At 72.5% G+C, this 25,513-nt stretch carries 25 protein-coding genes and 1 pseudogene; 14 read left to right on the top strand and 12 right to left on the bottom strand.

What is annotated here, in order from left to right:
• Positions 1–102: 102 nt before the first annotated feature.
• From M8H82_RS11295 to M8H82_RS11265, 7 genes are all read right to left on the bottom strand, one after another.
• Positions 103–1,092, bottom strand: a complete 990-nt coding sequence (locus M8H82_RS11295; RefSeq protein ID WP_250072799.1) for an AraC family transcriptional regulator — start codon at positions 1,090–1,092, stop codon at positions 103–105.
• A gap of 86 nt (positions 1,093–1,178) precedes the next feature.
• Positions 1,179–1,568, bottom strand: a complete 390-nt coding sequence (locus M8H82_RS11290; protein ID WP_250072798.1) for a MarR family winged helix-turn-helix transcriptional regulator — start codon at positions 1,566–1,568, stop codon at positions 1,179–1,181.
• A 70-nt stretch (positions 1,569–1,638) separates the two neighbouring features.
• On the bottom strand, positions 1,639–1,989 hold the full coding sequence (locus M8H82_RS11285; RefSeq protein ID WP_250072796.1) for a VOC family protein: 351 nt from the start codon (positions 1,987–1,989) through the stop codon (positions 1,639–1,641).
• A 131-nt stretch (positions 1,990–2,120) separates the two neighbouring features.
• On the bottom strand, positions 2,121–3,152 hold the full coding sequence (locus tag M8H82_RS11280; RefSeq protein WP_250072794.1) for a LacI family DNA-binding transcriptional regulator: 1,032 nt from the start codon (positions 3,150–3,152) through the stop codon (positions 2,121–2,123).
• Positions 3,149–4,078, bottom strand: coding sequence for a carbohydrate ABC transporter permease (locus tag M8H82_RS11275; protein WP_250072792.1), 930 nt, complete (start codon positions 4,076–4,078; stop codon positions 3,149–3,151). The genes M8H82_RS11280 and M8H82_RS11275 overlap by 4 nt, the downstream gene beginning before the upstream one ends.
• Complete coding sequence (locus M8H82_RS11270) at positions 4,075–5,049, bottom strand: carbohydrate ABC transporter permease (protein ID WP_250072790.1); 975 nt, start codon at positions 5,047–5,049, stop codon at positions 4,075–4,077. The genes M8H82_RS11275 and M8H82_RS11270 overlap by 4 nt, the downstream gene beginning before the upstream one ends.
• Positions 5,046–6,374, bottom strand: coding sequence for an ABC transporter substrate-binding protein (locus M8H82_RS11265; protein ID WP_250072785.1), 1,329 nt, complete (start codon positions 6,372–6,374; stop codon positions 5,046–5,048). The genes M8H82_RS11270 and M8H82_RS11265 overlap by 4 nt, the downstream gene beginning before the upstream one ends.
• Before the next feature lie 184 nt (positions 6,375–6,558).
• Between M8H82_RS11265 and M8H82_RS11260 the strand changes: the two genes are divergently transcribed.
• The 9 genes from M8H82_RS11260 to M8H82_RS11220 all read left to right on the top strand — a co-directional run bounded on the left by M8H82_RS11260 (position 6,559) and on the right by M8H82_RS11220 (position 15,549).
• Positions 6,559–8,580, top strand: a complete 2,022-nt coding sequence (locus tag M8H82_RS11260; protein ID WP_250072784.1) for a beta-galactosidase — start codon at positions 6,559–6,561, stop codon at positions 8,578–8,580.
• A gap of 119 nt (positions 8,581–8,699) precedes the next feature.
• Entirely contained in the window at positions 8,700–10,259 is a 1,560-nt protein-coding gene (locus M8H82_RS11255) for a glycosyl hydrolase 53 family protein (protein ID WP_250072783.1), read from the top strand.
• 190 nt (positions 10,260–10,449) lie between these two features.
• Positions 10,450–10,737: an ArsR family transcriptional regulator gene (locus M8H82_RS11250; protein WP_250073071.1), complete on the top strand. Its 288-nt coding sequence runs from the start codon at positions 10,450–10,452 to the stop codon at positions 10,735–10,737.
• Between the two features lie 9 nt (positions 10,738–10,746).
• Positions 10,747–11,709 (top strand): SMP-30/gluconolactonase/LRE family protein, encoded by a 963-nt coding sequence (locus M8H82_RS11245; RefSeq protein WP_250072782.1) that lies wholly within the window; start codon positions 10,747–10,749, stop codon positions 11,707–11,709.
• Between the two features lie 60 nt (positions 11,710–11,769).
• The gene (gene crcB / locus M8H82_RS11240) at positions 11,770–12,252 is read left to right on the top strand and encodes a fluoride efflux transporter CrcB (protein WP_250072775.1); all 483 of its coding nucleotides are present in this window, start codon (positions 11,770–11,772) and stop codon (positions 12,250–12,252) included.
• Positions 12,249–12,608, top strand: a complete 360-nt coding sequence (gene crcB, locus M8H82_RS11235; RefSeq protein WP_250072773.1) for a fluoride efflux transporter CrcB — start codon at positions 12,249–12,251, stop codon at positions 12,606–12,608. The genes crcB (M8H82_RS11240) and crcB (M8H82_RS11235) overlap by 4 nt, the downstream gene beginning before the upstream one ends.
• A gap of 135 nt (positions 12,609–12,743) precedes the next feature.
• Positions 12,744–13,412, top strand: a complete 669-nt coding sequence (locus M8H82_RS11230; RefSeq protein WP_250073069.1) for a FadR/GntR family transcriptional regulator — start codon at positions 12,744–12,746, stop codon at positions 13,410–13,412.
• Between the two features lie 38 nt (positions 13,413–13,450).
• Complete coding sequence (locus M8H82_RS11225) at positions 13,451–14,467, top strand: asparaginase (RefSeq protein WP_250072771.1); 1,017 nt, start codon at positions 13,451–13,453, stop codon at positions 14,465–14,467.
• Positions 14,468–14,607: 140 nt separating this feature from the next.
• Positions 14,608–15,549: a glutaminase gene (locus M8H82_RS11220; protein ID WP_250072769.1), complete on the top strand. Its 942-nt coding sequence runs from the start codon at positions 14,608–14,610 to the stop codon at positions 15,547–15,549.
• On the opposite strand, the gene M8H82_RS11215 is transcribed toward M8H82_RS11220, so the two are convergent.
• Positions 15,518–16,423: an oxidoreductase gene (locus M8H82_RS11215; protein ID WP_250072766.1), complete on the bottom strand. Its 906-nt coding sequence runs from the start codon at positions 16,421–16,423 to the stop codon at positions 15,518–15,520. The two genes, M8H82_RS11220 and M8H82_RS11215, sit on opposite strands and share 32 nt — an antisense overlap.
• Positions 16,424–16,497: 74 nt before the next feature.
• Between M8H82_RS11215 and M8H82_RS11210 the strand changes: the two genes are divergently transcribed.
• Together M8H82_RS11210 and M8H82_RS11205 are read left to right on the top strand one after the other, a co-directional pair.
• Entirely contained in the window at positions 16,498–17,151 is a 654-nt protein-coding gene (locus M8H82_RS11210; protein WP_308293246.1) for a DNA-binding response regulator, read from the top strand.
• Positions 17,152–17,212: 61 nt separating this feature from the next.
• Positions 17,213–18,517 (top strand): hypothetical protein, encoded by a 1,305-nt coding sequence (locus M8H82_RS11205; RefSeq protein ID WP_250072764.1) that lies wholly within the window; start codon positions 17,213–17,215, stop codon positions 18,515–18,517.
• Here M8H82_RS11205 and M8H82_RS11200 read toward each other — a convergent pair.
• A complete protein-coding gene (locus M8H82_RS11200; protein WP_250072763.1) occupies positions 18,420–19,034 on the bottom strand; it encodes an MOSC domain-containing protein in 615 nt (204 codons plus the stop codon). The two genes, M8H82_RS11205 and M8H82_RS11200, sit on opposite strands and share 98 nt — an antisense overlap.
• 121 nt (positions 19,035–19,155) lie before the next feature.
• On the opposite strand from M8H82_RS11200, the gene mptB reads away from it, so the two are divergent.
• Together mptB and M8H82_RS36610 are read left to right on the top strand one after the other, a co-directional pair.
• The gene (mptB, locus tag M8H82_RS11195; protein WP_250072762.1) at positions 19,156–20,550 is read left to right on the top strand and encodes a polyprenol phosphomannose-dependent alpha 1,6 mannosyltransferase MptB; all 1,395 of its coding nucleotides are present in this window, start codon (positions 19,156–19,158) and stop codon (positions 20,548–20,550) included.
• Entirely contained in the window at positions 20,547–21,938 is a 1,392-nt protein-coding gene (locus M8H82_RS36610; protein ID WP_308293245.1) for a glycosyltransferase 87 family protein, read from the top strand. The genes mptB and M8H82_RS36610 overlap by 4 nt, the downstream gene beginning before the upstream one ends.
• 83 nt (positions 21,939–22,021) lie before the next feature.
• Here M8H82_RS36610 and M8H82_RS11185 read toward each other — a convergent pair.
• From M8H82_RS11185 to M8H82_RS11175, 3 genes and pseudogenes are all read right to left on the bottom strand, one after another.
• Positions 22,022–22,861, bottom strand: a pseudogene (locus tag M8H82_RS11185) (D-alanyl-D-alanine carboxypeptidase family protein); the annotation flags it as partial.
• Positions 22,862–22,958: 97 nt separating this feature from the next.
• On the bottom strand, positions 22,959–24,086 hold the full coding sequence (gene rho, locus M8H82_RS11180; RefSeq protein WP_250072760.1) for a transcription termination factor Rho: 1,128 nt from the start codon (positions 24,084–24,086) through the stop codon (positions 22,959–22,961).
• Positions 24,087–24,478: 392 nt separating this feature from the next.
• A complete protein-coding gene (locus tag M8H82_RS11175) occupies positions 24,479–24,877 on the bottom strand; it encodes a nuclear transport factor 2 family protein (protein WP_250072759.1) in 399 nt (132 codons plus the stop codon).
• A gap of 70 nt (positions 24,878–24,947) precedes the next feature.
• Here M8H82_RS11175 and M8H82_RS11170 point away from each other — a divergent pair, with 70 nt between their 5' ends.
• A complete protein-coding gene (locus M8H82_RS11170; RefSeq protein WP_250072756.1) occupies positions 24,948–25,511 on the top strand; it encodes a PadR family transcriptional regulator in 564 nt (187 codons plus the stop codon).
• Positions 25,512–25,513 lie beyond the last annotated feature (2 nt).

Raw genomic sequence — 25,513 nt, 5'->3', positions numbered from 1 at the left:
GTCACGATCGCCGACCCCCTGACGATAGGGCCGTCCCGGGGCCGCGTCGCTCCGTCTTGCGCGGCGCCTGTCCGCAAAACGCGGAGGTCGGCCCGGGCGGGCTCAGCCGGGGGCCCGCAGGGTCTGCGAGGGACTCTCCCCGAACCGCTCCCGGTAGCGCCGCGCGAACCGGCCGAGATGCGCGAAGCCCCAGTGGTAGGCCACGTCCGCCACGGTCGTCGAGCCGGGCGCGGACACCCTGAGCTGCCCGTGCACCCGGTCCAGCCGCACCTCGGCGACGTAGGTCATCGGCGGCACCCCGACATGCTTGCGGAACGCCTCCTGCAGCGTGCGCACACTCACCTGGGCGATGGCCGCGAGCCGCGCGGCGTCGTACGGCTCCGCGGGCCGTTCCTGTACGGCGTCCATGACCCGTTTCACGGCGGCCGGCCGCATCGGGGGCGCCGGGCCGTCGAGCTCGGCCCGGTAGGAGTGGTCGGCGGCCAGCAACAGCCCTTCGAGCAGGGCCTGCTGCAGTCGTCCGCGGATCAGGGGGCGGCGCAGCAGGCCGTGCGGGACCTCCTTGTCCAGCAGGAACCAGCGCACCAGCTGGGACCAGCTGCGGCCGGCGCCCCGGGTCACGTCGATGTACGGCTCGAAGCGCGGCGGCCGGCGCACCGGTCTGCCGAGCAGGGCTTCCAGGCCGTGCAGGACGGACGCCTTGTCGAGCTTCACGGTCAGGGCGTGGCAGTCGGGCGACCAGTCGTCGATGCGGATGCCGTACCCGGGATCGAAGAAGAGGGCCCGCCGCGGGCCGGTGACCAGGGTGTCGCCGCCGCCCTGGCGGAGGCCGAAGCCGCCCTCGAGCGGGACGGCCACGTGGTAGACGCCCGGTTCGCCGAAGCTCATCCGCACCCCGGTGCCGAACGAGACCTCGCCCACGACCAGCGGGCCCAGGTCGACTACGCCGAGGGTGGTACGGAACTGCGCGGCGGGACCGGCCACGTCCAGACGAAGGTCGTAGTAGTGGGTCGCTATCGCGTCGTGGCTCTCCTCCACCGAGCGCGTCGAGTACGTGACGAACTCGGCGGAACTGTCGTCGTCCACGGACACGTCGGCGTCTCCCCGTCCCCTCACAGGGTTGTGGGAGTCATGATGCCCAGGGGACCGGGAGGTCGAACGGCCTGCCGGGTCCGGGGTCAGCCGTGGAGCATGCGGGCCAGCACGTCCCGCTGGAGCGGCAGCACCTCGGCGTGCACCTGACGGCCCTTGGGGGTGAGGGTAACCCAGACCCCGCGCCGGTCCTCGGCGCAGACCGAGCGCTGCACCAGGCCGTCCTTCTCCAGTCTGCCGATGAGCCGGGACAGGGCGCTCTGGCTGAGATGCACCTGTCCCACCAGGTTCTGCACCCGGCAGTGGTCACCCTCCTCGGGCGAGGCGGTGGCGAGGATGTCGAGCACTTCGAAGTCGCTCGCGCCCAGCCCGTGGGGGTGCAGCACGCGGTCGATCTCGCACATCGTGCGCGCGTGCACCGACAGGATGTCCCGCCACCGTTCCTCAAGCCCATTCCCGGCCGTTCTGGCTGCCATATCTGCACGGTAGCACCGACACGACCAGTTGTTTAATTTACAACTACTGCGGGTGTGACGGTGCCCGCGGTCACTCGCCCGGGTCCTGGAGCAGCCCGATCAGATTGCCGTCCGCGTCCTTCACGAAGGCGATCTGCCGGCCGGCCCCGACCTCCTGCACGTCCTGGAGCACCTCGGCGCCGGCCGCCAGCAGGCCCGCGAGCGCGGCCCGGATGTCGTCGACGTGCCAGTACGGCACCGGACCCGTCATGCCCTTGGCGTGGCCGTTGGGGTCGAGGCCGACATCCTGGCCGGCATCCTTGTAGCCGACGTAGTACGGCTCGTCCGAGTACGGCTCCACACCGAGCAGGGCGCCGAACACGGCCTTCGCCCGGGCAAGGTCCTTCACGGGGTAGATGATCGTGCGAACACCGGCGGTCATGGCGTACTCCTTGCGTGAGACGGTTTCCGACGGGGTCCGTCGGTGGTTTCACGCTAGGGCGGGGGAGCCGTCCGCGGCTTCTCCGATCCTGACCGAGTGGGCCGGCCGGGTGGGGGAAGGGCGAGCCGGTGTCACGTCGACTCGCGCTTGACCAGCTCGGTGGGGAGGATCACCGCCGCCGGGTCCTCGCCCCCGATCTGGGCCAGCAGCACCCGGACCATCTCCGCGCTGATGCGGTCCCAGGGCTGGCGGATGGTGGTCAGCTCGGGGCGGGCCGCGAGAGCGGCCGGGGAGTCGTCGAAGCCGCCGACCGCGACGTCCTGCGGGACCCGGCGCCCGGCCCGCTCCAGGGCCGTCAGCACGCCCTGGGCCATCAGGTCGGAGGCGACGAACACCGCGTCCATGTCCGGCGCCTGCGCGAGCAGCCGGTCGGCCCCCGCCTCGCCGCTGGCCCGGCTGTAGTCACCGGAGACGATCAGCCGCTCGTCGATGCCGACGCCCGCCTCGGTGAGCACCTCCTGGTAGCCGGCCAGCCGCTCGACTCCGCCGGGGGTGTCCGGCGGACCGGTGACCACGCCGATGCGGCGCCGGCCGAGCGAGAGCAGATGGCGCACCATGTCGCGGGCGCCGTCCCGGTCGTCCGCCGCCACATAGCTCACCTTGGAGGCGAGCCCGATCGGCTTGCCGCAGGCCACCAGCGGCACTCCGGCCTTGCGCAGCTGCTCGGCGACCGGGTCGCCGGAGTGGCTGGAGACCAGCAGCACCCCGTCGACATGACCCGCGGTGATGTAACGCGTGATGCGGCGCCGTTCGTCCTCGGTGCCGGCCAGCATCAGCAGCAGCGGAATGTCGTGCGCGGCCAGCGCCTGAGTGCAACCGCGCAGCAGAACATTGAAGTTGGGGTCCTCGAAGAACCGCTCCTGCGGCTCGGTCAGCAGGAAGCCGACCGAGTCCGACCGACCGGTTATCAGGGAGCGGGCGTGCCGGTTGACGACGTAACCCGTCTTGCGGATCGCGGCGTTGACCGCTTCCTGGGCCGCGGGGCTGACGTAGTGCCCGCCGTTGAGGACGCGCGAGACGGTGCCCCGTGAGACGCCGGCCTCGCGCGCCACGTCGTGGATCGTCGGCGGTCTGCGCCGCGCCCCCGTGTTGCTCATGGTCATGACTTTACGGCTCCGGAGAGCAGATCGAGGCTCCAGAACCGCTGGATGACCAGGAAGAGCAGGATGAGCGGCAGCACCGCGAGCAGCGCCCCGGTGATCACCAGGGTGTACAGCGCGGGGGTGTTGGCGCCCTGTTCGAGCAACGTGTACAGACCGAGCGTGATCGGGAACTTCTCGTCGTCGCTCAGCATGATGTACGGCAGCAGGAAGTTGTTCCACACGGCCACGAACTGGAACAGGAAGACCGTCACCAGACCGGGCACCATCATCGGCAGCGCGACCCGGGTGAAGATGTGCCACTCGCTCGCGCCGTCCATGCGCCCGGCCTCGATCACGTCGGCGGGCACGGCGGCGGCCGCGTAGATGCGGGAGAGGTACACGCCGTACGGCGAGAGGATCAGCGGGAGCAGCACCGACAGGTAGGAGTCGGTGAGGTCGACCTCCGCCAGCAGCAGGTACTGCGGGACGGCGAGGATCACCGGCGGCATCAGCACGCCCGCGAGCAGGACGTTGAAGAGCGTCTCGCGGCCGCGGAAGCGGTAGACGGCCAGCGCGTAGCCGCTGAACGCCGACACGACCGTGGAGAGCAGGGCGCCGAGACCGGCGTAGAGGGCGGAGTTGCCCATCCACGTCCAGTACAGGCCGTCGCGGTAGGCGTTGAGGTCGCTGAGGTTCTCGGTGAAGCCGGTGCCCGGCAGGAAGGTGAAGGTGGAGAACAGTTCGCTGCCGGACTTGGTGGCGGCGACGACCACCCAGGCGACGGGCAGCAGGCAGTACAGCGCGCCGATGAGCAGCGTGACGGTGGGCAGCAGGGCGATGCGGCGGCGCATGGGGGTCCCCCCGCCGGAGGCAGGGGGAGGGCCCTGGGCGGTGCCGGGGGTGGTCCCGGCCGCCGGCTGGGCCTTGCGGACGGCAAGGGAACTCATCGTGCTGCCTCCTGCTTCTGACGACGGTTCGCGGCCCGCAGGAAGCCGAAGGAGAGCACCAGCGTGGCGAGGGCGATGATCACGGCCTGGGCGGCGGCCGCGTAGATGTCGCCCTTGCCGAAGGCGTCCTGGTAGACCTTCATCAGCGGACTCCAGGTGGTGGACACGGAGTTGGTGAGCGGTTTGAGGGTGGTCGGCTCGTTGAACACCTGGAGCGTGGCGATGATCGAGAAGAAGAAGGTCAGCACCAGTGACGGCGCCACCATCGGGATCTTGATCCGCAGCGCGATCTGGGTCGGGGTGGCGCCGTCCAGCCTGGCCGCCTCGTACACCTCGGCCGGGATCGACCGGAGCGCGGTGTAGATGACGATCATGTTGAAGCCGGTGCCGCCCCATACCGCGATGTTCGACAGGGCGAGATAGAGCGGACCGCCGTCCAGCAGGTCCGGCTGCGGCAGCCCCAGCCGGTCGAGCACGAAGTAGAAGGGGCTGACGTCCGGCAGGTACAGAAAGCCCCACAGCAGCGCAGCCACCACGCCGGGGATGGCGTACGGCAGGAAGATCGCGAGCCGGGTGAAGGGGGCCAGCCGCACCTTGTCGGAGTCGAGCATCAGCGCGAACAGCAGGGCGAGGCCCAGCATCACCGGCACCACGATGCAGCCGTAACCGAGCACGCGCAGCGCGCCGTCGACCAGTTCGCTGTCGGTGAGGGCGTCCGTGTAGTTCTCCAGGCCGGCCCACACCTCCGAGCGGGCGCCGGCCCCGAGACCGAGCCCGGAGACCTGCACCTTGCGGAAGCTGAGCCAGACCGCGTAGCCGATGGGCAGCGCGAAGAAGAGCAGGAAGAGAATCGTCGCGGGGAGGAGGAAAAAGTAGGGCGCGCTTCGCGCTCGTTTGAGGGTGGTGGTGGGAGACGGGAGGGCGTACGGGGCCCCCTTGACCCCGTACGACGTCCGGCGGGCGCTGGTCACTCGGAGACCTCGAAGCCCTGCTTCTTCATGTCGGCCACGGTGTCGTCCTGCATGGTGTTCAGGGCGGCGACGAAGTCCGACTTGTTCTTGGCGGCGGCGCCGAACGCGTCCTTGAAGGTCGTGTAGGCGACGTTCACGTTCGGGCCCCAGGCGGACGGAGCGGTGCTCTTCGCGATCTCGGCGGCCTGCGTGTAGAAGTCGTCCTGGTTCGAGAAGTACTCCGGCGGGCTGGTGAAGGCGCCGGACGTCTGGGCGTTGGTGGCGGCGGGGTAGATGCCGCTCTCCTTGGCCAGTGCCTGGAGGGCGGCGTCGTCGGTGTTCAGCCAGGCGGCGAACTTCGCGGCGGCGGCCCGGTGGTCGGAGTCCGTGGTGACGGCGGTGGAGGAGCCGCCCCAGCTGCCGGTGACGTTCTCGCCCTCGGACCACTGGGGGAGCGGGGCCATGGCCCACTTGCCCTTGGTGTCGGGCGCGGCGGTGGTCAGCGTGCCGGGGGCCCACACGGCGGAGACCCAGGCGATCTGCTTGCCGGTGTTGAGCGCCTTGTTCCAGGCCGGGGTGTACATCGGCTGGTTGTCGATGGCGCCCTCCTTGACGAGGTCGCCCCAGAAGCCGGCCACCTTCCGGGTCGCCGCGTCGTTGATGCCGACCTTCCAGGTCTGGCCCTCGGTGGTCCACCACCGGGCGCCGGCCTGCTGGGCCAGTCCCGCGAAGAGACCGGAGTCGTTGGCGGAGAAGGTGGTGAGGTCGGTGCCGGGGGACGCCTTCTTCAGCTTGCGGGCGGTCTCGGCGAACTCGTCCCAGGTCCTGGGGACCGTCAGCTCGTACTTCTTGAACAGGTCCTCGCGGTAGTAGAACATCATCGGGCCGATGTCCTGGGGTATCGCGTAGACCGCGTCCGTGCCCAGCGTGGTCTGCTGCCAGACGCCGTCGGCGAACTTGGTCTTCGCCTCGCCGGTGTCCCCCGAGATGTCCGCGAGCGCGTCATTGCTGACCAGGGTGGGGAGCGCCTGGTACTCGGCCTGGACCAGGTCGGGCGCCTTGCCGGCCTTGTGCGCGGTGAGGATCTTGGTGACCAGCGTGTCGCCGGACGCCTGCTTCTTCACCGTGACCTTGATCTGGTCCTTCTTGCCCGGGCCGCTGTTCCACAGGTCGACGACCTTGTCCATGCCGGGCGTCCAGGTCCAGTACGTGAGCGAGACCGGACCGGATTGGGCCTCGGTGTCGTCGTCGGACGAGCCGCACGCGGCGAGGGCGGTGGCGCCGAGGACGACAGCGACCGTGGAAGCGGTGATTCGGCTGAGCCCGCTGCGCTTCGTGATGGGCATGGATCTCTCCCCTGACCTGGGGTTCCCGCCCGCTGCGAGAACCTGCCATGCTTCTGTGAGCGTTCACAGTAGAGAAACATCCCGGACACTTGTCAATGGTTGTTGCTGTGCGGTTATGTTGGGCTCGCACCACCGAGGGTGTGTGTGCACGTTCCCAAATGATCGATTACCCGGGAGAGATTCCATGCCGGAGACCACCCCCAAGGGCCTCGCCAGGCTCGCCTTCGGTGGGGACTACAACCCCGAGCAGTGGCCGGAGAGCGTCTGGCAGGAGGACGTCCGGCTGATGCGCGAGGCCGGCGTCACCATGGTGAGCGCCGGGATCTTCTCCTGGGCGCTGCTGGAACCCGAGCGCGGGCGTTACGACTTCGGCTGGCTGGACCGCCTGCTCGACCTGCTGCACGCCCACGGCATCCGCGTCGACCTCGGCACCCCCACCGTCGTCCCGCCGGTCTGGTTCTACCGGGAGCACCCCGAGGCGCTGCCGGTGACCGCCGACGGCGTGCGCTACGAGTTCGGCTCCCGCGGCGCCATCTGCCCCAGCAACACCGACTACCGCGCCGCCGCGGCGAACATCACCACCCGCCTCGCCGAGCGCTACGCCGACCACCCGGCCCTGGCGATGTGGCACGTGCACAACGAGTACGGCGTCCCCGTCTCGGCCTGCTACTGCGACTCCTGCGCCGCCCACTTCCGCCGCTGGCTGGAGACGACGTACGGCACCGTCGAAGCGGTGAACGAGGCGTGGGGCACCGCCTTCTGGGGCCAGCGCTACACCGGCTTCGCGCAGATCAACCCGCCGCGCACCACACCGACCGTCGGCAACCCGGCCCAGGCGCTGGACTACCGCCGCTTCGCCGACGCCACCCTGCGCGAGAACTTCCGGATGGAGCGGGACATCCTGCACCGCCTGAGCCCCGGCGTCCCGGTGACGACCAACTTCATGACCGCCCTGAGCCAGTGCGACTCGATCGACTACTGGGCCTGGGGCCGCGAGGTCGACATCGTCACCAACGACCACTACCTGATCACCGACGGCCGCCGCACCCACGTCAACCTCGCCATGGCCGCCGACCTCACCCGCTCGGTGGCCGGGGGAGCACCCTGGATCCTGCTGGAGCACTCCACCTCGGGGGTCAACTGGCAGCCCCGCAACCCCGCCAAGGCCCCCGGCCAGATGGCCCGCAACTCCCTCGCCCATGTGGCGCGCGGCTCCGAGGGCGCCATGTTCTTCCAGTGGCGTCAGTCCCGGCGCGGCGCCGAGAAGTTCCACTCGGCGATGGTCCCGCACGGCGGCACCGGCACCCGTGTCTGGCGGGAGGTCGTCGAACTCGGCGCGTCCCTGGACTCGCTGAGCGCGATCCGGGGCACCCGGACGCAGGCCGACGTGGCCGTCCTGTGGGACTGGCACTCCTGGTGGGCGCAGAACCTCGACTGGCGCCCCAGCGAGGACCACGACGCGCGCGAACGCGCCGACGCTTTCTACGAGGCCCTCTACGACCGCCACCTCACGGTCGACTTCGCCCACCCGGAGGCCGACCTGTCGGCCTACCCGCTGGTCGTCGTCCCCGCCCTCTACCTGCTGACGGAGGCGGCCGGGCGCAACCTCACGCAGTACGTCGAGAACGGCGGCACCCTCGTCGTGTCGTACTTCTCCGGCATCGTCGACGAGCACGACGCCGTGCACGAGGGCGGCTACCCCGGACCGCTGCGGGACGTCCTGGGCCTGACCGTCGAGGAGTTCTCGCCGCTGCTCAAGGGCGACACGCTCCGTGTCACCGGCCCCGGCGGCACCGAGCTCACCGGCGACGTGTGGAGCGAGTTCGTGGTGCCGGACGGGGCCGAGACGGTGTGGACGTACGCCGACGGACTCACCGCGGGCCGCCCCGCGGTCACCCGGCACCGGCTCGGCGAGGGCACCGCCTGGTACGTGTCCACCCGTCTCGACGCGCACGGTCTGGACGCGCTGCTCGGCCGGGCCGCCGAGGACGCGCGGATCGCCCCGCGCGCCGACCTGCCGCATGACGTCGAGGTGGTGCGCCGCACCGGCGAGTCGGGCAGCTACCTGTTCGCGATCAACCACAGCCCGTCGGACGCCAAGGTGCCGCTGGAGGCGCACGGCACCGAACTGCTCACCGGCGAACGAGCCGCGGGACGCCTCGCCGTGCCCGCCGGAACCGTCCGGGTGGTCCGGCTCGACGGCTGAAACCGACTCCCCTCCGCCCCGCGTGCCACGATGGCCCCAGGCGGAGGGGCGCCCCCGCCCGCTGATCCCGGGCGAGGGAACCCCCATCCCCATCCACGTCGAAGGGACGACGGACGACGATGTTCCATCCCAGACGCACCCTAAGGGCCCTGCTGCTGCCGCTCGCGGCCGGGCTCGCCCTCACCGCCCTCCCCGCCCAGACCGCCCACGCGGCGAGCACGCTCACCAACGGCGGCTTCGAGTCCGACGGCGCGGGCACCGCCACCCCGTCCGGCTGGTCCGAGTACGGCTCGACCGCGGCCTCCTTCACGGAGTCCGGAGGCCACGACGGGGCCTACCGGCTGAGCCACTATGCGACCTCCGCCTACAAGGTGGAGACCTACCAGTACCTGTCCGGCCTCACCAACGGCACCTACAAGCTCACCGCCTGGGTCCGCTCCGGCGGCGGGCAGAACTCCGCCTTCATAGCGCTCAAGAACTGCGGCGGCGCCGAACAGCGCACCGACCTGCCGGTCTCGGCGAGCGGCTGGATCCGCATCGTGGTGCCGGTCAGCGTCACCACCAACCAGTGCACGATCAGCATCACCAGCGACGCCAACGCGGGCAACTGGATCAACGTCGACGACCTGACCTTCGCCTCCGGCACCTCCGGCACGTCCATCAAGGGCTCCGACGTCTCCTCGATCCCCAAGAGCGAGGCGCTCGGCGGCACCTACCGCACCGGCTCCGGCGCGATCGCCGACCCCCTGGCCGTGCTCAAGTCCGCCGGACAGAACTACGCCCGCGTCAAGGTCTGGGTGAACCCGGCCGACGGCTTCAACAACAAGGCCCGGGTCCTCGCCCTGGCCAAGCGCGTCAAGGCGCAGGGCATGAAGCTGCTGGTGGACTTCCACTACTCGGACACCTGGGCCGACCCGGGCGCCCAGAGCAAGCCGGCCGCCTGGGCGGGACACTCCTACAGCCGGCTCAAGACGGACGTGTACCAGCACACGTACGACGTCCTGAACGCGCTGAAGGCGCAGGGCACCACCGCCGACATGGTCCAGGTGGGCAACGAGATCAACGGCGGCATGCTCTGGTCCGAGGGCTCCACCAGCAACTGGCCGCAGCTCGCCGGGCTCCTCAACTCCGGCCACGACGCGGTCAAGGCGGTCAGCTCCTCCACCCAGGTGGCGCTGCACCTCGCCAAGGGCGGTGACCTCTCCGGCACCCGCTGGTGGTTCGACAACGCCGTCGCCAACGGCGTGAAGTTCGACGTCATCGGCCTCTCCTACTACGGCTACTGGCACGGCCCGCTGCACGACTTCCAGACCACCCTGGACGACGCGGCCACGCGGTACGGCAAGCCGGTCTTCGTCGCCGAGACGGCCTACCCCTTCCGCCTGGACAGCGAGGACACGCACGAGAACATCATCGACCTCGACAGCGAACTGGTCCCCGGCTACCCGGCCACCCCGGCCGGCCAGACCCGCTGGATGAACGACATCGCGAGCATCGTGGAGGCCGTCCCGAACGGCCGCGGACTCGGCGTCTTCTACTGGGAGTCGACCTGGACCGCGGTCACCGGCAACGGCTGGGACCCCACCGACGCCTCCTCCGGCAACGGCTGGGAGAACCAGGCCCTGTTCGGCTACAACGACAGGGCCCTGCCGGCGATGGCCTGGTTCAGCCACCGCTGACCCCGCCGGGGACAGACGGGGCCCGGCCGCGGGAACGCGCGGCCGGGCCTCTCTCGTACCAGCGCGAACGCCCCGGGATCGCACGGCAGTTCGCTACCGGCCATTGCGCGGAGAGTGCCGGACATGTCGGCATCGACTGCGGGACAGTGGGGAACACGCGCTACGAGGAGGACCGGACGGAGGGATCATGATGTTGAGGACACCGGTGAGCACGAGGCGCCTGGACATCCTGGAGTGGCTGAAGGATCCGGCCGCGCACTTCCCGCCCCAGCCGTACGGCGACCTCGTCGAGGACGGCGTCACCTCCGACGCCGTCGCCCACAAGCTCGGGGTGGCCCGCACGGTCGCCGACACCCATCTGAGCCTGCTCGCCTGCGTCGGCCTGCTGCGCACCCGGCGGATCCGGCGGCGCACCTACTACCGGCGCGACGAGGTGCGGATCGCCGAGGTCGCGCGCATCTTCGAGAAGGGCTGGTAGAGGGAGCGCATGAACCGTCCCCGCACGCTCGTCCCGCACCGGTACGTCGCGATCGGTGGCCGGGGCCCCGAGGACGTGGTCGCCGACTCCCACGGCCGGGTCCTCACCGGCGTCGAGGACGGCCGCATCCTGCGGCTCGACGGGCTGGCGGATCCCGGCCCGGTCCGCGTCCGCGTGCTCGCCGAGACCGGCGGCCGCCCGCTCGGCCTCGACCTGCTCACCGACGAGACACTGCTGGTGTGCGACGCCGAGCGGGGACTGCTCCGCGTCGACCTCACCGACGGCACCGTCCGCATCCTCGCCGACTCGGTGGCGGGGGAGCGGCTGCGCTTCGCCAGCAATGCCGTCGCGCTGTCCGACGGCAGCGTCTGCTTCACCGTCTCCAGCCGCCGGTACCCCTTGCAGCACTGGATCGGCGACCTGGCCGAACACACCGGCACCGGCCGCCTGCTGCGCCTGGCGCCCGGCGCGGACAACCCCGAAGTCCTCCTGGACGGACTCCAGTTCGCCAACGGCCTCGCCCCGAGCGCCGACGAATCCTTCCTGGTCGTCGCCGAGACCGGCGCCTGCCGCCTCACCCGCTACTGGCTCACCGGACCGAGTGCGGGCCGCGCCGAACCCTTCGTCGAGCACCTTCCCGGCATGCCCGACAACCTCTGGCGCGGCACCCCCGGCGGCCCCCTCTGGGTCGCCCTCGCCGGCCCGCGCGTGCCACCCCTCGACCTGCTGCACCGCACCACGCCCGCCGTCCGCCGCGCCGCCGCCCGGGTCGCCGTGCGCGCCCCCTTCCGCCCCACCGGCACGATCGGCGTCCTCGCCGTCGACGACACCGGCGCGATCCGCCACCACCTGGCCCGCCGCCACTCCCGCTTCCGCATGGTGACCAGCGTCTGCGAGGCCGCGGGCCACCTCGTCCTGGGCAGCCTGTGGGAGCGCGGGATCGCCCTGTGCGAGCCGCCCGCCGCGAAATGAGCCCGGCGTTACCCTGTTGACCGGCCCGCACCGGGCCGTCCCGGCAGGAGACGTACGACCATGTCAGCCTCGGACACCGAGCCGCGGGCCGCCCGCAACCCGAGACCGCCCGTGCTGCGCGGCCAGGCGCCTGTCGTCGCCGCGGTCGCCCTCGGCGGCGCCCTCGGGGCCACCGGCCGCTACGCCCTCTCCCTGGCGTGGCCCCTCCAGCCCGGCGGCTTCCCCTGGGCGACCTTCTGGACCAATGTTCTCGGCTGCGCCGTGATCGGCGCGTTCATGGTGATCATCACCGAGGCGTGGGCCGCCCCACGCCTGCTACGCCCCTTCTTCGCCACCGGCGTCCTCGGCGGCTTCACCACCTTCTCCACGTACGCCGTCGACATCCAGCAGCTGGTCGACTCCGGCCACCCCGGCACGGGCCTGGTCTACCTCGCCGCGACCCTCCTCACGGCCCTCACGGCGGTCTGGCTCGCCGCGGCGACGACCCGCCGCGTCCTGCAGCGGAAGGACCATGGCGGCGGTACCGAAGGTGAGCGCTCGTGAACTGGCTGCTCGTCGTCGCGGGCGCCATGGTCGGTGCCCCGCTGCGCTACCTCACCGACCGCGCGGTGCGGTCCCGCTGCGAGTCGGTGTTCCCCTGGGGCACCTTCGCGGTCAACATCACCGGCTGCCTGGTCCTCGGCCTGCTCACCGGCGCCGCGAGCCCCGACGTCCGGCTGCTGCTCGGCACCGGTCTGTGCGGGGCGCTGACCACGTACTCGACCTTCTCCTACGAGACCCTGCGGCTGGCCGGGACAGGGGCCGGGCTCACCGCCTTCGGCAACGTCGTGGGGAGCGTGGCCGCGGGGCTCGGGGCCGCCTTCGCGGGCGTATGGCTGGCCGGGGCGCTGTGGGGCTAGCCCGGCGGTGAACCGCAAGCGACCCCGGCGGGAGTAGGGCCTGTCTTGACAGCACCCTCCGGCATCCGGACCATCACTCCCGTGAACCTGTCAGACAGCCGGACAGCCGGACAGCCTCCCCGGCGCATCAGCGCCATGGAGGCGGTGCTCGCGCATCTGCGCGCCGCCATCGAACGCGGCGAGTACGCCGTGGGCGACAAGCTCCCCTCCGAGGCGGAGCTGTGCCGCACCCTGGAGATCAGCCGCCCCGTGCTGCGCGAGGCCCTCCGGGCGCTGCAGACCATGGGCCTGACCGTCTCCAAGACCGGCAAGGGCACCTTCGTCGTCGCCTCCACGGTCGAGGACCCGACCTTCGGCGACTACGCGGCCAGCGATCTGCTGGAGGTGCGCCGGCACGTCGAGATCCCGGTCGCCGGGTACGCGGCCCGGCGCCGCACCCCGGAGAACCTCGACCACCTGGCCCATCTGCTCGACCGCATGGAACGCGAGACGGACACCACCGCGTGGGTCGCCATGGACACCCTCTTCCACCTCGCCGTGGCCGAGGCCGCCCAGAACCCGGTCTTCCGCCGGGTCATCGAGGAGATCCGGGACGCCCTGGCCCGCCAGTCGGCCTTCCTCAACGAACTGGGCGGCCGCCGCGAGCAGTCCAACCGCGAACACCGGGCGATCGTCGAGGCACTGATCGCCGGTTCCGAGCAGGACGCCACCGAGGCCATGGCGCACCACCTTCACCGCGTCGCGACCACCCTCACCGACATCGTGCGCCCGGCGCGCCCGGCATCCCGACAGGCCGACGCGTGAACCGCGCCCCCGCCCACCCCCTCACGAATCAGGCACCGATGCACAGCACCTCCCTCCCCGACGCGCCCCTCCTGCGCGAACCCCTGCACGCCCCCGTCGCCCACCTCATACGCGGCGGAGTCGTGGAAGGGATCCACTACGGCTCCGTCGTCGTGCTCGACGCCGGGGGCACGGTCCGGGTCCAGCTCGGCGACATAGAGGCCGCCTTCTATCCGCGCTCGGCCCTCAAGCCCGTGCAGGCCGTCGCCATGGTCCGCGCCGGCCTGCCGCTCGACGGGGAGCTGCTCTCGCTCGCTGCGGCCAGCCACTCGGGCGAGGAGCGGCACCTCGCCGGGACCCGCCGGATCCTGGAACTGGCCGGTGTCGGCGAGAGCGACCTGCGCAACGTGCCGGACCTGCCGTTCGACCCGGTGGTCCGGGACGCCTGGGTGCGAGAGGGGCGGCTGCCGTCGCGGCTCGCCCAGAACTGCTCCGGCAAGCACGCGGCGATGCTGTACACCTGCCGGGTCAACGGATGGCCGCTGGAGGGGTACCTCGACCCCGGGCACCCGCTGCAGCGGGCGATCGCCGAGGCCGTCGAGGACCTCACGGGGCAGCGCGTCGCGCAGGTGACGGTGGACGGCTGCGGGGCACCGCTGTTCTCCGTCTCGCTGCACGGGCTGGCCCGGGCCGCGGCCCGGATCACGACCGCCGCGCCGGGCACGCCCGAGGCGCGGGTCGCCGACGCGATGCGCGAGCACGCGGAGATGGCCTCCGGCACCGGGCGGGACGTGGCGGCGCTGATGCGGGCCGTGCCGGGGCTGCTGGCGAAGGACGGCTTCGAGGGCGTGCAGGTCGCTGCGCTGCCCGATGGGCGGGCCGTTGCCGTGAAGATCTCCGACGGGGCGAACCGGGCGCGGATTCCGGTGGCCGCGGCGGCGCTCGCGCGGGCCGGGGTCGATCCGTCGCTGCTGGGCGAGTTCCAGGGTGAGGCGCTGCTCGGCGGTGGCCGGGCGGTGGGGTGTGTGCGGCCGGTGCAGTCGCTGGAGCCGGTCGCCGTGGCGCCGTGCGCGTAGGGGTGAGCGTCGTCCCTGCGGCGTGCGGGAACGGGCGGTGCGCGGTCGATCGCGCGGCTCCCCACGCCCCTGGGGAGCGTCTCGTGCCCGCCGCGGCCGGCTGACGGCCGCCCCCCCTCGCCGACCGGCCCGGAGGCACAATGGTGATCATGAGCGTTGCACCCTCGTCCCAGACCTTCCAGCCGGTCCTGGAGCGCATCGCCGACGAGATCGGGCGCACCCCGGGCCGCGGCCGCGCCGCCGACTACATCCCGGCGCTCGCGGCCTGCGACCCGCGCAGCTTCGGAATGGCCGTCGCCGGGCTCGACGGCACGGTGTACGGGGTGGGGGAGTGGCGCCGGCCCTTCTCCACCCAGTCCATCACCAAGGTCTTCACCCTCGCCCTGGACCTGGCCCGCGAGGGCGACGAACTGTGGGAGCACGTCGGCCGCGAGCCCTCCGGCAACCCCTTCAACTCGCTGGTGCAGCTGGAGTACGAGAACGGCATCCCGCGCAACCCGTTCATCAACGCCGGCGCCCTCGTCGTCACCGACCGCCTCCAGACCCGTACCGGCGACGCGGCGGGCGAACTCCTGGCCTTCCTGCGCGCGGAGAGCGGCGACCCGACGCTGGACTTCGACACCGAGGTGGCCGCCTCCGAGGCCGCGCACGGCGACCGCAACGCCGCCCTGGCCCACTTCATGGCCTCCTACGGCAACATCGACAACCCGGTGCCGGTCCTGCTCGACCAGTACTTCCGCCAGTGCTCGATCCGCGCCTCCTGCGCCGACCTCGCCCTGGCCGCCGGCTTCCTCGCCCGGCACGGCGTCCGTGCCGACGGCTCCCGGCTGCTGACCCGCAGCCAGGCCAAGCAGGTCAACGCGGTGATGCTGACCTGCGGCACGTACGACGCGGCGGGCGACTTCGCCTACCGCGTGGGCCTGCCCGGCAAGAGCGGGGTGGGCGGCGGCATCATCGCCGTCGTGCCCGGGCGCTGCACGCTGTGCGTATGGAGTCCGGGCCTCGACGAGCGCGGCAACTCGGTGGCGGGCGTGGCCGCCCTGGACCGCTTCACGACGCTGACCGGTCTGTCGGTGTTCTGACCGGCGCGGTCCGCTCCGCGGCCAGGTCGGCCAGGTCCTCCTCGGTGAGCACGATCGAGCCGGCGGCGGTGTTCTCCTCCAGGTGGGCGAGGGAGCCGGTGCCGGGAATGGCCAGGGTGACGGGGGAGCGGGCGAGCAGCAGGGCCAGGGCGATCTGCGCAACCGTGGCCCCGTGCCGGCCGGTGACCTCGGTCATGCGCTCCCCGTCGAGGTCGCTCATGCCGCCGCCCAGAGGGAAGAACGGCACATAGGCGATGCCCGCGCGCTCGCAGGCGGCCAGCACCTCGATGTCGTCGCCCTCGGCGGCGTGGAAGTGGTTCTGGACCGCGGCGACGGGTGCGATGTCCCGGGCCTCGGTGAGATGGGCGGCGTCCACATGGCTCAGGCCCAGGTGGCGGATCAGCCCCTCCTCCCGCAGCGCGGCCAGCACCGTGAAGCGCGCGGCGATCGACTCACCGTGCGGCGGGGAGGCGACGCCGCCGATCCGCAGATAGACCAGATCGAGGCGGTCCAGGCCGAGTTCGGCGAGATTCTCCTCGACCTGTGCTCGCAGGGCCCCGGGGTCGGTCGCTGCGGCCACGCCCCCGTCGGCGGTGAAGACCGGGCCGACCTTGGTCGCGATGACCAGACCGGCGGGGTAGGGGTGCAGGGCCTCGCGGATCAGGGTGTTGGCCCGTACCGTGCCGTCGCCGCTGGTGTAGAAGGCGGCGGTGTCGATGTGGTTGACGCCGAGTTCGACGGCTCGGCGCAGGACCGCCCGGCCGGTACCGGGATCGCGAGCCGGGCCGTGGAAACTGTTCGTGGGCAGGCGCATGGCCCCGAAGCCCATCCGGTTGATCAGCAGGTCGCCGCCGAGGCGGAAGTCATCGCTCATGAACCCAGCCTGGTGCGCGGGGAGTTCGGGTTGCGAGCCCATGGCAGCTTGCTGCCATGGGGCAGAATGCACGCGTGGCAGAGACCGTGACGATCCGCGGCGACCTGGAACTGCTCGCCCGCACCGCGCATCTGTTCGCCGCGGTCCGCGAGGAGTTCGTCTGCGCCGCCCGCGACCTCGACACCTGGCCCCACCGCGGCTCCCGGCAGGCGGCCGGGGACCGGGTCCGGCGCAGCGGCATCCGGCGGGTCCGCAAGCTGTACAGCCCCGCCGCGCTGGCGGACGAGGACAGCCGCGCGCACCTGGGGGAGATCGTCGCCCGGGGCGGCGAAGTGCGGATCGCGGGCGCCGCTCTGCCGCACGAGACGATCATCATCGACCGGCAGTACGCGATCCTCGCCGGGGCGAGCGCCCCCGGCGGCCGTGAGTACACCGTGACCAGCGCGCCCACCCTGGTCGGCGGCGTCCGCGCGCTGTACGAGGCCGCCTGGCAGGCCGCCACCGGTCTCGAGGAGTTCCTGCGCACGGAGCGGCCCCTGCTCGACGAGGGGAGCCGGACGGTTCTGCGCGCGCTCGGCTCGGGCGTCAACGACGCGACGGCGGCGCGCGAACTCGGCATGTCCCTGCGCACCTACCGCCGCCGGGTCGCCGGACTGCTCGACACCCTCGACGCCGGTTCCCGGTTCCAGGCCGGGATGCGCGCGGGCGAGCTGGGCCTGAACCGCTGAGCGCACGGGCGACGCCTAATCCGGTTGAGGCCGGGCCCCGCCCCGGGTGAGGATCACCCCCATGTTCTCGCGCAAGCCCCGTCGCCCGAAGTCCCCCGAACTCCTCAAGGCCTGGGACGCCCTGGACGCCGGGGACATCCCCGGCGCCCTGCGCCACCTGCGGTCCGGCACGGACGACCTGCCCCTCGACGAGCTGGCCCTCGTGGTCGCCCGGGCGGCCGGTTCCACCGGCTTCGACGACCTGCGGCAAGCGGCCGACGCCCTCGCCTCCCGTCCCGACCGCCCGCAGGAGCTCTACGACTTCGGGTACGCGTGCGTGGAGCGCGGCGTCGCCTACCTGGCGATACCCGCCCTGCGCGAGGCCCTGCGCCTGCTGCCGGGCTCCAAGGCGGCACTGCGCGAGCTGGTCTCCGCCTACGAGCGCGAGGAGCGGCACGGCGAGGCCGTACAGGTACTGGCCGCGCACGAGGACATCCTCGACGACTGGCCAGACCGCTATCTCCTCGTCCACAACGCCCTCATGTCCGGCGACCTCCCCCTGGCGCGCCGTCAGCAGGCGCTGCTTCCGGACCCGGAGGACCAGCAGTGGCTGCCCACGCAGACCCGTCAGCGCCGCATGCTGGAGCGCGCGGCGAGCGCGGAGGCGGCCGGCGCGCTGGACCGCACGGATCTGCGGGGCTGGCAGTACGTCCTGGGCGGCACCGTCCTCGGCACCCTGTCCCCGTACGGCTTCGGCGCGGGCATGAGCGGGCGGTACGCCTGGCTCCAGGACTCCTACGACCAGTGCCTGCACGGTCTGCTGCGGCTGAAGGCGGTGCTGGCCGCCGCCGGGGCACGGCCCACGTCCGTGTCCCTGCTGCCCGACCGCGGCAGCCGGATCCTGGGCCTGGCAGCGGCCGAGGTGCTCGGACTTCCGGCGGGGCCCTTCGACCCCGAGCGGGCGGACACCGTGGTCGTGGCCTACGACCTGAACGAGGTGAGCCCCGAGGTCATCGGTGGGCTCTTCGAGCGGACTCCCGGCCAGATCCTGTACGAGCACGCCAGTTGCTGGACCGACGCCCCGGCCGTCACCGCGGACAGCGTCACCCTGCTCCACCAGTCCGCGACGGCCCCCTGGGACGGCGTGCTCCGGCAGACGGAGGACGGCGGAGTGGAGCGTACCCCCGCCGACGCCCGCCCCGAGGCCGAGATCGCCGCGGACATCGTCGCCGCCGACCCGGCCCCGGACGAGGGCGACGGCGAGTCACCGGCGGACCCGGACGAACGGCTCACCGCGTTCGTGACGGCCGTACGCGACACCTGGCTCCAGGGCGACCGCGCCCACCTGCCGTCCTCGGGCCCGGTGCCCAGCTCCCGCTTCCTGTGAGCGGGGCCGCGCGCCGGTAGCTCGCAAGCGTGCGCAGCGGTTCCTTGCCCTGTCGCGTGCCGGTCTCCTGGTCGACGAGGGTGACCGCGCAGCGCACCGCGAGCTTGGCGTAGCCGAGTTCGGCCCCGTCGATCGTGATGCGGCGCGCGCGGTCCTCGGCATGGGGCTCGGCCGCCCAGCCGTCGCCGCCGACGACGATGTTCGGCCGGAAGCGGCTCATCGGCAGGGGCTCGGCCAGCCGCTGGTCGAGCAGGGCGAGGGAGGACCGGGTCAGCAGGTGCACGGCGCTGCTGTCGGCGTAGCCGGACGTGCCGGGCATCCAGCCGTCGGCGGCGAGGGCGGGCCGGATCAGGGCGAGGCGCGGATGGCGGCGCTGGGTGCGGTAGACACCGTCCTCGCCGATGACCATGAAGCTGCGGTCGTGCGCCAGCCCCGCCGGGGTGAGGAGCGTGTCGCCCACCGACGTGCCCGCGCAGCCCTTGACGGGGTAGCGGACGAGTTCCAGGACCTCGGCCATGTGCCGCCTCCTCCGGTCGGTGGCCAGGCTGCCACGCGCCGGACACACGTCGGCTTCCCACCGGAGGGAACCGCGTCGAGTTCCGGCCATCCGGCGTTGCCACGCTGACCGAGTGTTGGCCATGGCCCTTCCCGTCGATCTCCGCCGCTGCCAGGTGCTCGGACTGGCCGGTACCGCCATCCTCGCGGCAGGCGGTGGCACCGCAGGAGCACTGCCCGTCCGGGACCTCCTCGCGCCGACCTCCGCCGAGGCCGCCCTCGGCCTGATCGGCGTGTACTTCGGCGTCGTCCTGCTGATAGCGGCCTGGGCCCTGCTGGGCCGTCTCCTGCTCGGCGACGGACCGCCCGGACCGCGCGCCCTGCTGGTCACCCTCGCCGTGTGGGCGGCCCCGCTGCTGCTCGCCCCGCCGCTGTTCAGCCGGGACGTGTACAGCTATCTCGCGCAGGGCGCCATGGTGGACGCCCACATCGACGTCTACGCCCACGGGCCGTCCCGGCTCGGCGGTCCCCTCGCCGACGAGGTGGCCCCGCTCTGGCAGCACACGGGAGCGCCGTACGGTCCGGTCTTCCTCGCCCTGGCCGCCGCGCTGTCCGCGCTGACCAGCGGTGAACTGCCCGCGGGGCTCTTCGGGATGAGGCTCGTCGCTCTGCTCGGGGTGGCCCTGATGGCGGCCGCGCTGCCGCGCCTCGCCCGGCACAGCGGCGCCGATCCGGCCGCCGCGCTGTGGCTCGGCGCGCTCAACCCGCTGGTCCTGCTGCACCTGGTCGCCGGCGCGCACAACGACGCCGTCATGCTCGGCCTGCTCGGGCTCGGCCTGGTCGCCGCGCTCGGCCGGTGGCCGGTCCTGGGCGCCGTACTCGTCACCCTGGCCGCCCTGGTCAAGGCGCCCGCGGTGCTCGGCCTGGCCGCGGTCGTCGTCCTCCAGGTGCGGACCGGCCGCCCGCCGGTGCGGGCCGCGGTGACGACCGCGGCGGCCACCGCCGCCACGACGGTCGCCGCGACCGCCGTCGCCGGGACCGGATACGGCTGGATCGGCGCGCTCGACACCCCCGTGTCGCCGCACAACTGGGCGCTCACCAGCCTCCTCGGCCGCGCCACCCGCGCCCTGCTGGAAGGGCTCGGCAGCGACCTGGCACCCCTGGCCGTGCCCGCGTGGCACGCGCTCGGAGCCACCGCGGCCGTGGTCGCCGTCGCGGTCATCTGGCTGCGCCTGGGACCGCGCCCGGTGTACGCGCTCGGCCTGAGCCTCGCCGCCGTGGCCGCCTTCGGTCCCGCGATCCGCCCCTGGTACGCCCTGTGGGGCCTGTTCCTCATCGCCGCCGCGGCGCCCAGCGCCTCGGTGCGGCACCGGGTGGCCACCGTGACGGGCGTCCTGGCGCTCGCCACCCTGCCCAGCGGGGGCCCGGCGGACGCCGGCCAGCTGGTGCTGGCCGTCTCCGGCGGGGTGCTCGCGCTGGTCGTGCTGTTCCAGGCCCACCAGGCGGAACTCGCGCCGGCCTGGGGGCGTACCGCATGAGACTGCCCCGCACCGGCCGCGGACGGCTGCCGCTCGCGCTGCTCCTCGTCGCGGCCGTGACGGTGTTCACCGCCACGGTGCCGCTGCTGCGCGACTGGTTCGACCTGCGCGTCTACCACGGCACCGTGGACAGCTGGGTCCACCACGGCGGACGCATCTACGACTACCTGGTCCCCGGCACGACGTACGGCTTCACCTACCCGCCGTTCGCCGCCGTGGTCATGCTGCCCATGGCGCTGCTGGAGCTGCCCGCCGCCGTCGTCGTCGCCCTGCTGCTCAACCTGGCCGCGCTGGCCGTGGTCGTGCGCGTCCTGGCCGGCCGGGACTGGCGGCGCCCCGGCTGGTTCGGCTGCGTCCTCGGCCTGTGCGCCCTCGCCGTGTTCGAGCCGCTGCGCGACACGTTCAGCTTCGGCCAGGTCAACGTGGTGCTGCTCGCCCTGGTGCTGACCGACGCCTGGCTCCTCGCCACCGGCCGGGAACGCCGGGCGGGTTACGGCATCGGCCTGGCCGCCGCGATCAAGCTCACGCCCGCCGTCTTCATCGGCCTGCTCCTGCTGGCCCGCCGCCGGCGGGCGGCCGGGGTGGCCACGGCCGTGGCCCTCGGCGCGACGGCCCTGGCGGCCTGGGTGACCCCGGACGCCTCCCGCTTCTACTGGACCCGGGCCCTGTGGGACACCACCCGTATCGGCCGCCCGGAGTACGTCTCCAACCAGTCCCTCCAGGGTGTCCTGGCCCGGCTCGGCGAACCGGACCGCGCTGTGTGGGCGGTCGCCGTGCTGCTGGTGCTGGGCGTGTGGGCGTGGCGGGCGAGCCGGGCGGTCGCCGCGGAGGAGTGGATCACGGCCTTCGCCCTGACGGGCCTGACGGCGTGTCTGATCAGTCCCGTCACCTGGGTGCACCATCTGGTGTGGCTGCTGCCCTCGTTCGCCGTGCTGATCCGCGCCGGGCATCCGCGCACCGCGGGCGCCCTGTACGCGGTGCTGTGCACCAGCGTGGTGTGGCTGTGGTCCGGCGACCCCTCCGGCATCGACGGGTTCCTCGGCTCCAACGCCTACGTCTGGATCACGCTCGGTCTGCTGCTGTGGCTGCCGGTGGGTCAGCTCCCCGCCGGGCGGCCCGTCCCGAGCCGCAGCACGACCGAGACGAGTCCGGCGCCGAGCGCGGCGGCAGCCGCCACCAGCCCGGCCTCGGCCCAGCCGGGCCCCTCGTCCGCCGGCGCCGTGACGGCTGCCGCGGACACCGGCTCGGACACCGGCTCGGACACCGGCTCGGACACCGGTTCGGGCCCCGGCCGGGGCCTGGCCCGCAGCGCGTCCAGCGAGCCGACCGGATCGACCCGCCCCGCCGCGGCGAACCCCCAGTCCAACAGCGCTCGCGCCTCCTCGTAGACGGCCCGTGCGCCGCCCCGCTGAGGGTTCATCACCGTGACGACGAGGGTCCGGTCCCCCTGGCGGGCGGCGGTGACCAGCGTGTGGCCGGCCCGGCTGGTGTAACCGTTCTTGACGCCGATCAGGCCGGGGTAGGGGGCGACCCCGTCGGCACCGGTCAGCAGCCGGTTGGTGTTGCGGATGGGGTACGACCATCCGCCGCGGCCCGGGAACCTGGCCTCGACGGTGGCGCAGTACCGTGCGAAGTCCTTGTTGCGCAGCCCGGCCCGGCCGAACACCGCGAGGTCGTAGGCCGAGGACACCTGGCCCGGGGTGTCGTAGCCGTCCGGCGACAGCACCCGGGTGTCGAGGGCGCCGAGCGCCCGGGCCTTGGCCTGCATCCGGGCGGCGGTGGCGCGCCAGCCGCCGTTGAGCCGTGCCAGGACGTGCACGGCGTCGTTGCCGGAGTTGAGGAACACCCCGTTCCACAGATCGGAGACCCGGTAGGTGCGTCCCTCGGCGACCCCGACCATGCTGCTGCCCGCGCCGACGCCCGCCAGTTCCTCCTCGTCGACGGTGTGCCGGATCCCGCCGGGCAGGGCGGGCAGCACCGTGAGGGCGAAGAGCGCCTTGAGGGTGCTGGCGGGCGGCAGCCTGCGGTGCGCGTCGTGCGCGGCGAGCACCTCGCCGGTACGGGCGTCGGCGACCACCCACGACAGTGCGGAGACCCGGGGCACCCCGGGCGCCCCCGCCCGCGGCCGCACGTGCGTACCGGCACGTCGCAGCAACGACGCCTGCGGCACCTGCGCCACCCGCGTCCGCTCCGTCCCACCGGGCCCCGGGTCACCCCGCTCGGCCGCCGCGGTGGGTGCGAGCCCCCACAGGCCCGCCACGCAGAGCGCGCAGGCCGAGACGCTCACCCGGTAAGAGAATCCGATCTTCATATGATCAACGTAGGAAGTGCTCGGCGACACACCGCGCTGCCCGGACGGAGCGTCGCCCGCGAGCACCCGGATGCCGCACGCTTGCGCTCCCGGTCGGTCAGGCGGGACCCGCGGGCAGCGTTGGCTGGATCCGGCGCAGGAAGGTGGCGTTGTCGGGTGTCTCGCGCATCCGCTGGAGGAGGGTGTCCAGCGCGTCCTTGCCCTGCAGGGCCCGGCGCAGGCCGCGCACGGCGGTCAACTCGGCCGGGGTCAGCAGCAGTTCCTCGCGGCGGGTGCCGGAGGGGTTGAGGTCGACGGCCGGGAAGACACGGCGGAAGGCGAGGTCGCGGCTGAGGCGCAGCTCCATGTTGCCGGTGCTCTTGAGCTCCTCGAAGAAGTAGTCGTCGGCCCGTGAGCCGGTCTCGACCAGGGCGGTGGCGAGGATCGTCAGCGAGCCGCCCTCCTCGGTTGCGCGGGCGGCGCCGAAGAAGCGCTTCGGACCGATCAGCGCGGAGGCGTCGACGCCCCCGCTGAGGGTGCGGCCACCGGCGGCGGCCGCGTTGTTGTGCGCCCGGCACAGCCGGGTCAGCGAGTCGAGCAGGATCACCACGTCCTCGCCCGCCTCGACGAGCCGCTTGGCCCGTTCGATGACGAGTTCGGCGAGCGCGATGTGCTCCCTGGGCGCCCGGTCGAACGTCGAGGCGTACACCTCGCCGCGCACGGAGCGCCGCATGTCGGTGACTTCCTCGGGGCGTTCGTCGAGCAGCACCACCATCAGGCGGGCCTCGGGGTGGTTGCCGGCGACCGCGGCGGCGATCTGCTGGAGCAGGACCGTCTTGCCGGTCCTGGGCGGGGCCACGATCAGCCCGCGCTGGCCCTTGCCGACGGGCGCGATCAGGTCGGCGACGCGTCCGGTGAGCCCGGCCGCCGGGTGTTCCAGGCGGATCCGCTCGCTCGGGTGCAGCGGCGTCAGGTCGCCGAAGCGCCGGCGGTCGCGTTCGGGTGCGCGGCCGTTGAGGCGGGCGACCTCGGCGAGGGTCCGCCGGTCGCCTCGTACGCCTTCGACGAGGTCGCCCTTGCGCAGGCCGTGGCGGCGGATCAGGGCGGGGGAGACCTGGAGGTCGCCGGCGGCGGCCAGCAGGCCGGCGGCGCGCAGGTGCCCCTTCCCGCCGGAGTCGATGTCGAGCACACCGGTGACGGTCTGGGGGGTGGTCTTCTGGACGGGGGGTTCGAGTGTGGTGGTCATGGTGGGTGTCCTCTCGCGGACGTACGGCATGAGACATGCAAGGAAGGGGGATGCCGCGAGAACGGGGCGGACAAGCGCCTCCGCGCGGCGGGAAACAGCACCTCGGGTACGACGGAACCGCTGGTCACGAGGTGGTGAGGAAGCCGGTACGAACCGGCTGGCTGAAGGAGAACTGGCACCGGCGCCCGAGACGGGGCGTACACAAGTGCTGACAGGACGGTACCACGCCGGTTCGGCGCGTGGCGAGGGTTCCGTGGAGCAGGGGAGGTGCGGCCGGGCGGGCCGCCGGATGGTCACTCCTGCTTGGGTCAACGCGGTGACGCCCTCGTCTGTTCCGCGCGTGGCGGACGGCGAGGGCGTCACGGACGTCGGTCGGCCAAGGGGCCGGGGACTCAGGCGGAACGGGCCTCCGCGTCCTCGGCGATCTGCTCGAACTGCGCGGCCATGGCGGCCTGGAGCGCCTGGGCGGCCGACAGGGGGCGGACCATGACGGTGAACTCGTCGATCAGGCCGTCCTCGTTGACGTGGAGGAAGTCGCAGCCCTGGATCTCCCGGTCGCCCACCCGGGCGGTGAAGACCAGCGCGTGGTCCCGGCCGCCCGCGTCGTCGATCTCCCGGATGTAGCGGAAGTCCTCGAAGACCCGCGCCACCCCGCGCAGGATCGCGGCCGTGAGCGCCTTGCCGGGGTACGGCTTGAACACCACCGGGCTGGTGAAGACGACGTCCTCGGCCAGCAGTGCCTCGGCGGCGTCGAGGTCCCATGCCTCGATCGCCTCGCGGAACGCCTTCATCGCGGCCTCCATAGTCAACTTTTTGAGTAGGTGCGGAAGAGATTAATCACCCCCTGCTAGCGTTGTCCACATGTCGCTGAAGTACGCCGTCCTGGCCGCCCTCATGGAGGGGGAGGCGTCGGGATACGAGCTGTCCAAGGTGTTCGACGTGTCGTTCGCCAACTTCTGGGCCTCGACGCCCCAGCAGCTCTACCGGGAGCTGGAGCGCCTGACGCAGGACGGTCTGATCGAGGCCCGGGTGGTGCAGCAGGAACGGCGGCCCAACAAAAGGATGTTCACGCTGACCGAGGCGGGCCGGGAGGAACTGGGCTCTTTCGCCGCCGAGCCGGTACGCCGTCCGGCGGCCCTGCGCGACGAACTCATGATCAAGATCCAGGCAATGGACGACTCGGACCCCGGCCCCGCCCGCGCGCTGATCGAGGAGCGGATGAGCTGGTCGAAGGGCAAACTCGCCCGCTACGAGCGGGTGCGCGAGCGGCTGCTGGCCGGGCGGACCGAGGCGGAGTACCTGCGGGGGAGCGACCGCGTCGGGCCGTATCTCACCCTGCTCGCCGGTATCGACTACGAGCGCGCGAACCTGGGCTGGTGCGAGCGCGTTCTCGCCGTGCTGAAGCAGCGGGCTCCTCTAGGCTGACG

This window comes from Streptomyces sp. YS415 (assembly GCF_023544665.1).
In the GTDB taxonomy this organism is placed as follows: domain Bacteria; phylum Actinomycetota; class Actinomycetes; order Streptomycetales; family Streptomycetaceae; genus Streptomyces.
Note: the sequence above shows the minus strand (reverse complement) of the source record. Positions and strands in the feature narration are given on the sequence as shown.